Origin of the sequence: Erythrobacter sp. AP23 (genome assembly GCF_001542855.1) — a bacterium.
Taxonomy (GTDB): Bacteria; Pseudomonadota; Alphaproteobacteria; order Sphingomonadales; family Sphingomonadaceae; genus Qipengyuania.
The window spans coordinates 251668-265532 of record NZ_LNBY01000018.1 but is presented as its reverse complement, the minus strand read 5'-3'; the positions used below and the strand labels follow the sequence as shown (position 1 = coordinate 265532).

At 57.9% G+C, this 13865-nt stretch carries 11 protein-coding genes; 7 read left to right on the top strand and 4 right to left on the bottom strand.

All coding sequences use genetic code 11. From position 1 onward, the window contains the following. Window positions 1-57 precede the first annotated feature (57 nt). Window positions 58-2982, top strand: coding sequence for a MobF family relaxase (gene mobF / locus ASS64_RS14235; RefSeq protein WP_067695853.1), 2925 nt, complete (start codon window positions 58-60; stop codon window positions 2980-2982). 15 nt (window positions 2983-2997) lie between these two features. Here mobF and ASS64_RS14230 read toward each other — a convergent pair whose 3' ends face one another. After that, window positions 2998-3633: a S24 family peptidase gene (locus ASS64_RS14230; protein ID WP_067695850.1), complete on the bottom strand. Its 636-nt coding sequence runs from the start codon at window positions 3631-3633 to the stop codon at window positions 2998-3000. Between the two features lie 385 nt (window positions 3634-4018). On the opposite strand from ASS64_RS14230, the gene ASS64_RS14225 reads away from it, so the two are divergent. The 5 genes from ASS64_RS14225 (at window position 4019) to ASS64_RS16740 (ending at window position 8907) form a co-directional block, all read left to right on the top strand. Then, a complete protein-coding gene (locus ASS64_RS14225) occupies window positions 4019-4369 on the top strand; it encodes a HigA family addiction module antitoxin (RefSeq protein WP_067695847.1) in 351 nt (116 codons plus the stop codon). Continuing rightward, the gene (locus ASS64_RS14220; protein ID WP_067695844.1) at window positions 4366-5982 is read left to right on the top strand and encodes an N-6 DNA methylase; all 1617 of its coding nucleotides are present in this window, start codon (window positions 4366-4368) and stop codon (window positions 5980-5982) included. The genes ASS64_RS14225 and ASS64_RS14220 overlap by 4 nt, the downstream gene beginning before the upstream one ends. Further along, complete coding sequence (locus ASS64_RS14215; protein WP_067695841.1) at window positions 5973-6893, top strand: XamI family restriction endonuclease; 921 nt, start codon at window positions 5973-5975, stop codon at window positions 6891-6893. Before ASS64_RS14220 ends, ASS64_RS14215 begins: the two co-directional genes overlap by 10 nt. Window positions 6894-7056: 163 nt before the next feature. Beyond that, window positions 7057-8193, top strand: a complete 1137-nt coding sequence (locus tag ASS64_RS14210) for a hypothetical protein (RefSeq protein WP_067695838.1) — start codon at window positions 7057-7059, stop codon at window positions 8191-8193. A 9-nt stretch (window positions 8194-8202) separates the two neighbouring features. Continuing rightward, entirely contained in the window at window positions 8203-8907 is a 705-nt protein-coding gene (locus ASS64_RS16740) for a hypothetical protein (protein WP_157075203.1), read from the top strand. Window positions 8908-9135: 228 nt separating this feature from the next. Here ASS64_RS16740 and ASS64_RS14195 read toward each other — a convergent pair whose 3' ends face one another. Continuing rightward, window positions 9136-10434 (bottom strand): type II toxin-antitoxin system HipA family toxin, encoded by a 1299-nt coding sequence (locus tag ASS64_RS14195; RefSeq protein ID WP_067695830.1) that lies wholly within the window; start codon window positions 10432-10434, stop codon window positions 9136-9138. Then, on the bottom strand, window positions 10431-10790 hold the full coding sequence (locus tag ASS64_RS14190) for a helix-turn-helix domain-containing protein (protein WP_067695826.1): 360 nt from the start codon (window positions 10788-10790) through the stop codon (window positions 10431-10433). Before ASS64_RS14190 ends, ASS64_RS14195 begins: the two co-directional genes overlap by 4 nt. 149 nt (window positions 10791-10939) lie before the next feature. Here ASS64_RS14190 and ASS64_RS14185 point away from each other — a divergent pair, with 149 nt between their 5' ends. Further along, entirely contained in the window at window positions 10940-11143 is a 204-nt protein-coding gene (locus ASS64_RS14185) for a hypothetical protein (protein WP_320181559.1), read from the top strand. On the opposite strand, the gene ASS64_RS14180 is transcribed toward ASS64_RS14185, so the two are convergent. Continuing rightward, the gene (locus tag ASS64_RS14180; protein ID WP_067695821.1) at window positions 11144-13855 is read right to left on the bottom strand and encodes a conjugal transfer protein TraG N-terminal domain-containing protein; all 2712 of its coding nucleotides are present in this window, start codon (window positions 13853-13855) and stop codon (window positions 11144-11146) included. It lies immediately after the preceding gene. Window positions 13856-13865: the final 10 nt, after the last annotated feature.

Genomic DNA, 13865 nt, shown 5'->3' with positions numbered 1-13865 from the left:
GGCAAATAGGGAGGGATTACCCGGCCGCGAGGGGAGCCGTGACGAGGACCAAACTGGATGCTTTCCGTCGCCAATGTGCGCTCCCCTTCGGCTGCTGCGAGCTATTTCGCGGCAGACAATTACTACACCGGCGCCGATGCCGATCGTTCCGGAACCTGGGTCGGGAAGGGAGCGGAACGACTTGGCCTTGAGGGCCGCGTCAGCGCCGAGCAATTCGATGCCTTGCTGCGGGGAGAGCTTCCCGGCGGTATCCAGGTCGGCAACGCGGGCCAGGCCCACAGGCCGGGAACCGACCTCACATTTTCACTCCCGAAAAGCTGGTCGCTGCTCGCGCTGGTGGGCGGCGACCAGCGGATTATCGATGCTTATCGTGAGGCCGTCATCGAGACCTTGCGCTGGGCAGAAAAGAACGCGGCGCAGACCCGGATGGGCAGTCAGGCTGGTTACGGGAAGGTCGCGACAGATAACCTGACGATTGGTCTTTTCCAGCACGACACCAACCGCAACCAGGAGCCAAACCTGCATTTTCACGCGGTCGTGGCGAATGTCACGCAAGGCAGCGACGGAAAGTGGCGCGCGCTTCGCAACGACAAACTTTGGTCGTTCAACACGCTGCTCAACTCGATGACCATGGCTCGCTTTCGTCTGGCAGTCGAGAAAATGGGCTACGAGGCTGGGCCGGTTGGAAAGCATGGCAACTTCGAAGCAGCGGGCATTGCCCGCCAGCAAGTTATGGCCTTTTCGACGCGGCGCGAAGAAGTCCTCGACGCGGTACGCCAGCTGGGGGAGAATACTCCGAAAACCCGCGACATTGCTGTGCTCGATACAAGGAAAAGCAAGGCGCCCGTTAGGGACCGGGAAGGCCTTCTCGATGGGTGGCGGCAGAAATCCCAGGAAGTCGGGATTGACCTTACCGGCTTGATCGATGCGTCGCAGATGCGCGCTGCAACAAAGGACATTCCCAGCTCGAAAGAAGGGAACCTTCTGCAGCGTGGAATTGCGAAGCTGAGAGAGTTCGCGCAGCGGATCAAGGGCAATCCGGCGGATCCACTGATCCCTGCCCATGTCCTCAAGCAAGATGCACCGACCATCGCGGCAGCGCAGGCCGTTGCTTCCGCGGTGCGCCATCTCTCGCAGCGCGAGGCAGCCTTTCCCCGTGAGGGATTGCTGAAGGCGGCGCTCGATTTTGGGCTGCCGACGACGGTGGACCACATCGAAACCCGTGTGAACGCATTGATCAGAAGCGGCGCACTCGAATCCGGCAAAGGCGAGCACAAAGGCTGGCTGGCGAGCCGGGAGGCGCTTGACCTTGAAAGCACCATTATTGCGAATGTCGACCAGGGACGAGGTGCGGTGTTGCCCATCCTGGATCGGGCGGACGCTGCAGAGCGGGTTCAGGCTGTTGCTGCGCTCAACCACGGAATTTCGCTCAACGAAGGACAGGAGAATGCGGCTGGCCTTGTCCTTTCGTCGCGTGACCGGACCGTAGCGATCCAGGGCATAGCCGGGGCGGGCAAAAGCAGCGTGATGAAGCCTGTTGCCCAGCTGCTTCGCGAGGAAGGCAAGCAGGTACTGGGGCTCGCCGTGCAGAACACGCTCGTCCAGATGCTCGAGCGCGACACCGGCATCCGTTCGATGACCATCGCCCGCTTTCTCGCGCAATGGGGCAGGCTTCTGCACGAGCCGGGAAATGCCACGTTGCTGCGTGAGGCTCGGAGCGCTCTCGGAGACCATGTCCTGGTGCTCGATGAGGCGTCGATGGTGTCGAACGAGGACAAGGCCAAGCTGGTACGGCTGGCGAACCTTGCAGAAGTCCAGCGCCTGGTTCTCGTCGGCGACAAGCGACAGCTAGCCGCCGTCGATGCCGGTAAGCCCTTCGACCTCGTCCAGCAGGCCGGGATCGAGCGCGCCAACATGGATGTGAATTTACGCGGCCGCGATCCCATACTGCGGCGAGCCCAGGCCGCAGCGCAGGAGGGACGCATCGACGATGCGCTCCAGGCTCTTGCTCCTTCAACCATCGAAGCTCGTGGGGACAGCGCGATTGTTGCTGCCGAAAAGTGGCTTTCGCTCAGCCCGGCGGATCGGGATCGGACGTCGATCTACGCTTCGGGACGGGCCTTACGTTCTGCGGTCAACGAGGCTGTGCAGTGCGGACTCAAGGCCAACGGCGAGCTCGGCCCACGATCGGGCCGGCTGACCGTTCATTCGCGGGTGAATGTGACACACGAGGAGCTGCGCTATCTTCGCACTTACCAACCAGGCATGGTCCTTAACTTCCGCTCGCGCGACAGCACCCAGAAACTCTCCAAGGGTGACTACACCGTCAAGACCATTGACCATGCGCGGAAGCAGCTCGTGCTTGAGGACAGGAAAGGACGGCTTCGCAAGTTCAATCCCGCGCGCTTGCGGCCGGGCGCAGACGATAGCCGGCTGTCGCTCTTCGAGCGCAAATCGCTGTCCATCATTGAAGGTGACAAAATCCGTTGGACCGACAACGACCACAAGCGCGGGCTGTTCAACGCCGACCAGGCGAGGATCGTGGCCATCGACACAAAGGGCGTCTTGGTCGAGACATCAGTGGGCAAGGAGCTCCGCCTGAACCGCGGCGACCCCATGCTCAAATGCATGGACCTCGCCTACGCCCTCAATGCGCATATGGCGCAGGGACTTACTTCGGATCGCGGGATCGCAGTGATGGACAGCCGCGAACGCAATCTCGCCAATCGGCAGACTTTCCTGGTCACGGTCACCCGGCTTCGCGACGGCCTTACGCTGATTGCAGATAATGCCGAGAAACTCGGCCGGGCCATCAAGTCCAACAGCGGCGAGAAAGCGTCGGCCCTTGAAGTAACGCAAAGGCTCAAGGCGGCAGCGGCCAAGGGCCTTTCGCAAGACGAGGATGTCCGCAGCCCTTCGCCTGCAAGTGACAAGCCCGAACTCACGAAGGAAAGGGTAAAGCATTTCGAAATCGGGATCTGAGCCGACGAGAGCTTTCTATACCGCCCGCCCAAACCAGATGACCCGTCCGACCACTTGGATCTCGGACCGGTCGACATCGTCCCAGCTCGGATAGGCCGAATTATCGCTGCTGATGGTGATATTGCGGCCACCGGGCTTGAGCGTCACGCGCTTGACCACCAGCGCATCGTCGGCGCGCAGGACGTAGATACCGTCGCGCAGCCGCGAGCCTTGGTCCGATGCATCGACCAGCACCTCGTCGCCATCGCTGAGTGTCGGCTCCATGGAGTCGCCCAAGACGTGGATGATCGAAAGGCTGGCGCTCTTCGCCCGGGTCAACCGGCCAAGCCAGCGTTCGTCGAAACCGAAGCGGGTATGGGCGGTCTCGCTTTCGGCAATCGCTCCAAAGCCCGCCGATGCATCGACATTGAGCACGGGTATTTCGATCAACCCGTCACGCATGGGTGCGGGCGGTCCGCCAAGCACTTGCTCGTCGACCCCGAAGAAGCTGGCAAGCGTGCGCCGGTCATCGTCATCCAGTTTGCGCGGCGATCCACGCTTGATGAATTGCTGAATGTAGGACGAGTTTCTTCCGATCATCCGCGAGATCGAGGAATATCCGAGCCGTCGCTGCTGGATCAGGCGATCGAGCTCCTCTCTGACATGTTCCATGTGTCGTTCCTTCTAGCGGTCTCAGGAGAGAAGGAAATCTCCTAGACTCGATGGAACCTTCCTACTAAGAACAAAACAGGAACACAAGTGTTGAGTGAGTCGAGGAAGGCCATGAAATTGCTGGATCGCATTGAACGACATCTGAAGGAATCGCACATTTCGGCGACACGGTTCGGTCGTCGCGCGGTTGGCGATCCGCGCTTCGTGCTTGACCTACGAGCTGGCCGCAGGCCGCGCCGCCGAACAGTCGAGAAGGTAGAGAATTATCTAGCTCGACGCTCGTGAGGCTGCTTTCAGCTCCAATTGACAGTGGAACAAAAAAAGAACAAAGGTACACTTGTAACCCGTAGCGTTACAGGGCAATAGACTGCAAAGGGGATACCAAATGGGTACTGCGACACAGTTTAGAACGGAGCATCCCGGGCACCCTGGTCGGTTCTTGAAAATCAAGTTGATTGACGAGCGTGGGATATCCGTCACGGAGGCAGCAAAGGCTCTAGGCGTCGCGCGTCCTTCGCTATCCAAACTCATCAACCAACGAGTTCATTTGTCTCCAGAGATGGCAGTTCGGTTGGAGAAGGCATTCGGATTTCCATTGGAAGCGATGATGCAGATGCAGACTGCATTTGACATCGCCGAAGCTCGCAAGAAAAACAGAGAAATTGAGGTGCAGCCGTTCCAATTTGTTGGAACCACGTCGATGAGCCAAAGCGCAAATCGGGAGGCGGTCCGATGACTGATCTCCCCATTCTCTTCGCGTCAGAGAAGGAACTGATTTCGGCAGCCTTGCAACTCGGCGCGCTCGATGTCGGGCATGGGTTATCGGAGGCTGAAAAGAGGCTCGCTGCAAGCTCTGCCAAGCAGCGAGTTTCCGCAAAGAGAGTGGCTCTGCTGCGTGATTCAATTCTCAGCGGAAATGACCCTTTAGGAGAAGGGTTCTCGTCAATCCGATCTGCGGAGACACGCCGGTCTGATGGGGCGACGTACACTCCTGAGGGCATTGTTCAGTCGATGGTGCAGTGGGCCGCGAATAACTCAAGTCCATCGCGCGTTGTCGACCCAGGGGTTGGCTCAGGCCGCTTCCTCTCAGCCGCCGGGCGAGCGTTCCCAAATGCTCAGCTTGTCGGCATTGATGTGGACCCGGTCGCAACCCTGATGGCCCGTGCCAATCTGTGTGTGAATGGGTATGCAAAGCGGGCAAAGATCATACTCGGTGACTTCCGAAATTTCACCGAGAGGACTGCTGGACAGACACTGTACATCGGTAATCCACCATACGTCAGGCATCATCAGATCGATGCTGTGTGGAAGGATTGGCTCGCGCAAAGAGCGGCAGAATTGAAACTGCCGGCGAGCAAACTCGCTGGGCTCCACGTGTACTTTTTCCTCGCGACAGCACTTGAAGCCGAGAAGAAGGACGTAGGGGCATTCGTTACAGCTTCCGAGTGGCTTGACGTGAACTACGGCTCGCTCGTTCGGTCGCTGATGCTCGGCGAACTCGGCGGGAAGAACATTACCGTAATCGAACCGACCGCGCAGCCATTTCCCGATGCTGCCACGACCGCAGCGATCACAACCTTCGAAATTGGTGCGGAACCCAAGACTGTTAGCTTTCAGAGAGTAGATGACCTCGCAAGTCTGGGTAAACTCGGAAGTGGTCGACGCATTAGGCGAGACCGTCTCGCTACCGAGAAGCGGTGGTCACATCTGACGCGGGTAGCGGAACGTCCACCCGAGGGATACGTCGAGCTAGGAGAACTGTGCCGGGTTCATCGCGGCACTGTTACCGGGGCAAACGGCGTATGGATCGCCGGAGAGCATAGTGCTGGTTTGCCTGACTCGGTGCTTTTCCCAACCATCACGCGCGCTCGCGAGGTCTTCAATTCCGGCGGCTTGTTGAAAGATCCCGACTTGCTCAGGCAAGCCATCGATCTGCCAACCGACCTAGATGAACTTTCTGTCTCAGACCGCAAGCGCGTTGAAAGCTTCCTGAAGGTAGCAAAATCGATGGGTGCACATAGCGGGTATGTCGCACGCAATAGAAAGGCTTGGTGGTCAATTGGGCTTCGCGAAGCGGCCCCGATCATATCGACATATATGGCCCGACGCCCTCCTGGCTTTGCCCTAAACAAAGCCGGAGCAAGGCATATCAATATCGCTCATGGGTTGTATCCTCGTGACCCGATGAACGAAAAGTTGAAGCGCGCCTTGGTCTCCTATCTGCAGCACAACATCTCGCAAAAGTCGGGACGGACTTACGCGGGTGGTCTAACCAAATTTGAGCCTCGTGAAATGGAACGGGTGATTGTGCCGAGCCCGGAGTTGCTCACAAGCGGAGTATGCCTGTGATTGATCGGCCGCTTTGGAGCGACGAAGAATTAGAGGTCGAAAGAGAAAAGGCAATCGCGGCCTTTTGCACCGAACGTCTCGAAGAACCTCTGGAAGACTATCTCGACGCTTTTGACGAGTATCAGGGGCATATCGAGGAGATACTCGAGACCACCGTCGACCTTTCTCGTCTTGAGGATACGGCGCTCGATGTTTTGGGCGATCCAAATTTGCTTGAGGCGTTCAGGTATCTCGCAGGTCCTCCGATTTCTCAGGACGATCTGAAGACCCTTTCGGATGCACAATCGCTCACGAAAGGACATCTTGCGGCCACACCGGCACTGGTCCAGCGCGTAATAGCTGTAGTCCGCCAGGTGCTTGACCGTCGGCGCTTCGCTTGGGTCGTTGAAGATCGTGAACCGACCGAGGCTGAGCGCAATGCAGCCGTGCTTGCCTCGGCGGCGTTGATGGCTGCGAGTCGAGCTCAGACAAAGCGTCGGACATCTGGCAAAGATCGTCAGGAAGGCGCGGTGAAGGATTCACTCTTGAAGCTCGGTTTCGAAGAGGTGGAACCGCGAAAGATCACTACGATCGCCCTGGCACCCGAGCCAGGACAATTCTGCGGCGAAAGTGTGCTCGGCAACCGCAAAGGCGATATCATCGTGCGACTTTGGGACCATCGCGTGATGCCCATAGAGTGTAAGGTGTCAAACTCATCAACCAACTCGGTCAAGCGGTTGAACAATGATGCTGCGGTGAAAGCTACGAGCTGGAAAACGGACTTTGGCCTGCGGCAGGTTGTGCCAAGTGCGGTCCTCAGCGGCGTCTACAAGTTGCACAATTTGTTGGATGCGCAGGAACGCGGCCTGACCATCTTCTGGGCACACGATCTGGAGCCATTGACGGAATGGATCGCCAGCTCAAAGAAGTGACCAGCATCAATGACTAAAGGCGGCCATCTTGCTCTTTAGTCGTCGAAGCATTCAAGCACGTTTGGACGCAATCCGGCCCTGCACTCCGAGCGAGTGGCATGCGGACTTAGTGCGCCGATTAAATCAGCCAAATCGCGATAGGCTGGCAGCCGTTTATGAACTCATGGTTGTACACGGCCTCAATCAAGTCGGGTCGGTAGCTGTTGAAGCGGAGCAGGTGAACGGCAAAAATCCCGATATCGAGTACGCAGGCCTAGGCATATCGTTTGTAGCAGACGTGACTACCGTATCCGACGCGGGGCTCGACAAGAAAAATCCATATGAAGATCTGAGCAATCTGGTTGAAAGTCTGAAAACCAAGCTCGGAATGCCAATAGGCGGAGTGGATATCCGAATAGGATCGAGTCGAGAGCGAAAGGATCGAGGCGAGCAAACGACCTTGCAGATGCCCAATCGGTCAAGCCTGCGCCAATACTTCAAGACAGCCATCGAGCCTGAGATAAGGCAACAGCACCGCTCTGGGCAGTGTCCGATCCGCGTAGACATTGTGGACGAGGAAACTGAAATTTCAGTCAGTATTGATCCGGCCAAGAGCCCCTACAGTAGCGGCGGCTATGCCTCATATGACCGCCCAAGCATCAAAAATCGGAACCCCTATTATAAGGCGCTGAGATCGAAGGTTCCGCAGTTGAAGGGGGTGGATGCCTTAACCGGGATAATCATCTGCGATGCGGATTGCGCCACTATGGCCGATGGTGGCTTCGGCAATCGCATCGATCTCATGGATACTCTGACACGCGATTTCTTGCGGCAGAACAGCTCGGTAGACTTCGTTTTGGCGATTAGCGTTCGTGAGGAGAGACGTGGCTGGCATCCCGCCGAGGGCTACGACCGGCAAATGTTTGCAATGCTGCGCACGCAAGACGCATTAAAGATTGCTGGCGATCTCGACACGACCTTTCGTTCGATGATGCGAAACTTCCCTTATCCCCGAGACATGCCAGTCAATGCTGCACGAAGGGCGATCGAAGCAGATTATGGATGGGGGCACCATGGAGGCTGCAAAATGTCAGGCGATAATGTCAGATTGAGCTCTCGCATGATTATGGAGGTTCTCACTGGCCAAATCAGTGTGGATCGTATGTCAGAACTTCAACGTGGCAATCCATTCAAACTGCCGTTCGCGAACGGGAGGCTTCCGACAAAGATTGAGGTGATTCCTGGCGGCGAGGACGATAACGATGATTGGATCGAATTCACGTTCGGCGGCTCCGATCCAGCCATCACACCCTTTAAGTAGCACCATTCTATGATCTCAGATCGCTTCGAAACTCTAGCCCAAGCGTTTCGAGTTTTTGCCGAACAGCATCTTCGCTTTCGCCAACTTTTTCTGATCGATGCACCAGAAGCCGTCGGCAATCTAGACCACGCAATCGATGGGATTCTGAATGCATTCCATGGCCTTTATGACGCAGTGAAATTGGAAGCGCCGGAAGCTTTCAATTTCTACGATGACCCCTTGTGCGCATTTGTCTTGCGACTGAGAAACGCTCGACACCATAACCAAGCCAACGGGCTTCGAAGCGTTTATCGACGGGCTAGAGCCGAAGAGCATCCCAGAGACTATCTGCTGATCAATTTCGAAGCAGGTGAAAGCGAAGATGGTGGAAGTTTCGCTGAACACTATGTCAGCTGGTCTGACATCCGCGCAATTCTAGATTTGCAATCAGCCAAGTACGCGGATTCTGTTGCTGCGGGGCGTGAAGCCATTGCTGCGGACCGCTTCGAGGATTGGTGTCTTGCTCACAGCTACGAAGTGGACCGTATGTTTGCCAATTTGATCCCGATCCTGTCAGCGGCATGCTCTCGCTGTACTGGGGCGATCTCTCAATACATTGAACCAGAAAGCGTCGAGGCGGAGGCATTTCTGAATATATTTCAGAACGTCGAACCAGCGGACTTCGATCGTCAGGAGTACGTGGAGCTAACAAGCGCTGTTTTCTGGCCAACCTAGAGACAGCACTCCCAAAGATTCAATTTTGCATGCCAATTGCGGTGGCCGTTTTGAAAATCAACCTACAGCTTCTCCAAAGTCTAGTCGGTATGCCACGATGTGTAATCGAACTGACGGAGATGATCCCAAGTTTATCACCTTGGAAGCCGCGATGACACCGCACAGTAGTTTAGCCGCAAGGACTGGCGTGAGTCCTGGTCTCGGATCACTTTCAGTGTGCAATTTTCATTATAGTTCGGCTCGGAATCCGGCTTTCGCACGCGCAGAGAGTCGTTTCGAAAGACCCGCCAAGTCCGTAAATCTGTCCCAAAGGCTGATTGCGGATCTGATTTCGGCAATCATGTTTCTGATCTCACCTGCCTTCAGGTCAGCGAACTTGCCGAACGCTAGCAAGTCATCAAGCTCGAAGCCGTCAGTCTTTCCGGCCAGAGACATCTGGTGTTCGTTGGTCCAGTCCCCGTCAGGATTGTAGGCATAGACGACATCGAATGCGGGCGAGAGGCTCCAGCGACCCGAGCTATCCATGAGGAATGCGATGTTCTTGGTGTGGTCGTCCTGGTTGCGGATGAAGATATTGAGCAGCGCGCGGCGCACCTGCTCCTTAATCGCTTCGCGGCCGAGACCGAGCATGCGGATGGTCTCGATCGCCTGCTCGTAGCTGTATGCGCGAGCGAGGTTGAAATCGAAATGGCGCATTGCGCAAAGCGACTGCATGTGAAGCTTCTTGCCATCAGGCGTGCGGTCGAAACGCTGTGTCATGAAATGCGCCCGGCCGCCTTCTTCATGCAGACGAGAACGAGCCATGTCGATGCCGGCCTCTCGGGCTAGCAGATAGCAAGCGTATTCAAGTCGGCCGAAGCCCATCGGATCGGCTAGCTCCTTGTCGGCACTGCCCGACACGCCGTCGAACTTGACGAGCCATTGCGTATACCTGGGCCCTGCAGTCAGCTGCCCTGAATGGAATTCTCCGGTCTCCTCATTCCAGGCGAGGACGGCCTTGGCCCGGGCGCCACCAGCAGAGGTGCCGACGCGCAAGATCTCTTGAAGTGCGCGATGATCATCTTCACCCTTGAGCACACCGGCCAGTTCTTCACGCGCGGCAATGACCCTGTTGGCGAGTTCGACAAGCGGAGCGATATCGACCGGCCGACCCTGTTCACGGCGCTCACCGGTAGCGGGCTCGAATTCGAGCGCACCCATGCCTCGGCGACCGGTATAACAAAGGCGCTCGACCGGATCGAAGCTGTCGGCTGTGCGGCCTTGCTCGGCAAGCCAGCGATTGATCAGCGCGTTACCAAACTTGTCGGGCAGGCTGTCTGCCAGCATGCCCGGTAGCCCTTTAAAGGTCTCGTAATTCAGCGCGGGAAAATCGTAGACGCCGCTTCGTAATGGCATTGTGAGCGGAGCGACTTCGATGCCGCTGCGACTGAATTCCGGAGTGTATTCGAAAACCCCGACATCGCGATCTTCATCCCACAGGACGGCGCCGATCTGACGACCCCAGAGATTGACTACCGCACGCGTCATGGGGCCTCGTCACCCCAGCTCCATTCCTCGCCAGCCTCACCTTCAGAAGACTTGCGCACCCTTTGCCGCGCCTTGCCGGTGTCGGACCGGGGATCGAGCGGTCTCAGCTTGGCGTCCGGCATGACATCCAGCAGGCGGTCTTCAATGTCGAGCGCACGCATTATCCTGGCGAGGCTATCGATGGTCCCGCCATTACCGGCTTCCAGGCGGGCGAGCGTTGAACGCGAGATACCTGCCATTTCCGCAAGCTCGGCCTGCTTGAGATTGCGTGATATGCGATATGCTTCGATCTGCTTCCCGAGGTCGGATAGCAGCACCGAGAGCGGACGCAGATCTGGTGAATCATAATGTGGCATTATCGAGACATTATCTCCGTTATGGAGCTTTGTGTAGCGATTTTGCGTCTTTACGTGATGATATTTAATGTGTCAATATCGAGACGTAAATTGGCTTATGCCCGATAATGCATCAAATTTGCTACTTTATTTAGGTCGGAGTGATGGAAATGGATGACGAGAAGGAGCAAAACGACCAGACGGACTGGAAGGGCCTGCGAGAGATCGACCGTGCCATCTCCGAAAATCGGCGCATGGAATACAGCTGGAAGAAGGCTCTAGCAGATCCTTGGGAACGACGCGGACTCTGGCTACTTGGGCTGGTCGTCGTCGCATTTGCGGTGTTCGTCATCCTGCAGGATTTCGTGCTGTAGCTATCTATTGCCCCATTCTTTGACGTCGTCTGCAGCTTCCTCACTCGCGCCCGTGGCGCCTTCCGTTTGGCGATCAAGATAAGTTCGCACGGTTCCGATCCTGCCACGACCCTGTCGGCGCACCCGCTCGACCTCATCCGTGATGTCAGACCGATCAGGAGCATCGGGCATTGAGGGACCACCCGCAGAGCCCACGGCTCCTCTTGCGCGTACCTGCCCAGCACTTCCGATCCCGGGGCGGCTGACAGGAGCGAAGTCCGGCAGCGAAAGGTCGGCTTCGATGTCGTCTTGTAGGCGATCAGCATAGCTCTCGACAAACCGCGATTGCAGTTGTTGGCCGCGCGCGCTCATCTGGAACTCGATGTCGTCGAAGCGCACCGGCCCGTAATAGTCGCGATTGGCTTCGATCTCGGCCATGCCCCATTCGCGATAAGCCTGGCTCAGGTTTAGCGTGCCTGCGGCACTATTGGCCTCGTACCAACTGGCCTGGTTCTCGAGGCGGCTGGCCACCTCTTCGGCCCGACGCGCCTCTCGTGTGTAGCTTTCGGCTTCGGTCAGCGATCGGCTGAGACCCGACGAGCTGGTTGACACCTGCGATACCGAACTCGAACTCGTCTCGCGCAGGAAGCCTTCACGCGTGTTCGACCAGTTGCGGCTATCCGAAAGCTGCCGCAGCGTACCCATTATCCTGCCGCGATCTTCCGAGGCGATCCCGATATCGCTGTCGGTCCACGACTGATTTCGGCCACCGCGGACGCCCGCCTGCGCGTTTAGTACTCCACCTTCGGCCTTTGCTCCGGCTCCTGCTTCGCCGTTGAGGAACCAAGAAATAGTAATGTCGTCTGACGCGCGCCGGGACAGGCCGAACTGCTGCTGGAGCGTCCTCGAGGCATTGTCGACTTCGCTGAATGCCGTGCCGATGCTGTCGTTCGTACCAACGCCGCTGACAGTATCGGAGCTCTGACCCTGGCTGTAGGCGTTGCGGATCTCGCTGAACCGGGTGAGCGCAGAGCTCGTCGATTGCTGGGCGAGGTTGGCATAGGTCTCGCTCTGCGTCCGGCTCTGGCTCGCCATCGTTCCTAGGCGGCCCGTGAAGTCCTGCCCGAGCGTCGGCGTGAACGGATAGCTTGAATTCGGGACTGCAGCGAACTCGCCATCGGGGAAGCTGGTCGTCTGCGTGCCGCTGTCGCTGAATCCCCGCGTCTGTGCCGCGCCATAGGCAATGTTGGGGGCAAGATTGCCCTGCGCAAACTGGCGGGAAAACACTGTCGAATTGTCGATGCTCGAGTTGCCGAGTGAGACGTTGCCGGTGCTCGCTTCGCGCGAGGCTTCCTCGGCTGCATTCTGGCTCGGGTTGAGATAGCTCGTTGCCTGGCCCGAAATCGCCAGCGCACCACGCGCCACGCCGCCGGCAAGGAACGGGATCGAGGCGACAAGATAGCCTGCCAAGATGCCGATATCGCTGTTGACGTCGCTCATGCCAGCAAAGGTCGCGAGGCTGAGGCCCGTGCTGCCGCCAGCGGCGGCGACATCGCCCGCGCCTTTGAACATCAGGATCATGTGCAGGATGACGAAGAGCGGTCCCCACGCCGCAAGATAGAAGAAGCCGGTGACGTAACCTCTCAATGCAATGGGTCCGGTCCGCGGCATCAGGAACAGCGGAAACAGGACAGGGAACAGCGCGTAGAACACCACCGTCAGTACGACATTGAGGATTGGGACCCATTTCATCGCGTTGTGCGCGATCGAAGAATAGGTCCGCTCGGTCTGAATATCGGCCCGGGTCTGCGCGAAGACGTCAATACTGCCGGTGCCGCTCGCCCCTGCAAAGCCGTGCATGGCCTGGTTCATGGCATTGATCGTCAACACCTGGCGGAAAATGTCGCTCGCGCTGCGCGAGATGCCGGTAAGATACTGATAGGCAATCGGGAGGTCGGCCATGAGCTTGGCCTTGGCGAGCGCTTCGGTCTGGCGCGGATAGAGTTGGCGTCCCGCGACAAGCGTCATCTCGTCAATGAGGCTCGCCCATTGCCCCGAAAGCGCGGTGTAGGCTTCGCGGCAGGTGATGATCGAGGCCGTCACGCTGTCGTCGGCCTGCCGGGTCAGGAATTTCTGCGCGCGCGCCGCGCTGCCGGGTGCGATCGTCGCCCAGATATCATCGCTCTCGGACAGCTCCTTCATCGAGTAGCGGCCGAGCAGCAGATCGTAGAACACGCATTGCCTGACATGCTCGTCGAAGTTCGCAGCAAACTCCGGATCGGAAATGCGCAAGCTCCGCGTCGATTCAAGCAGCCGCGCGCCATAGATCATGCCGTTCTTCGAGTAGTTGAGGTCGTCCGGCAAGCCGAAGACGAGCTCGGCCGAGCGGGTCAGATAGTCCCCCGCCTGGCTGGTGAAACTTGCCATCAGGGCGAGCCCGAGCGGAACATTGGCCACCGTTGCCGGTGCAAGGCTTGGATTGACCCGGTCTGTCACATGGACGTCCATGCGCGGCACCATCAGACACATGTAGATGAGCGTCGCACCGAGGAACCAGTTGAGCCATGCGCGCCAGTCCTGGTTGAACGCGACCACGATGACCGCGAGCACCATGCCCATCACCAGCGCGACCTGAATCAGGCTCTTGTAGCCGCCCGCTCCGGTCCAGGCGGCAACGGCATTGAGGACATTGACGATATACTCGCCGCCGCCGACCGTGAAAATCTCGACCATGCTGCCTCAC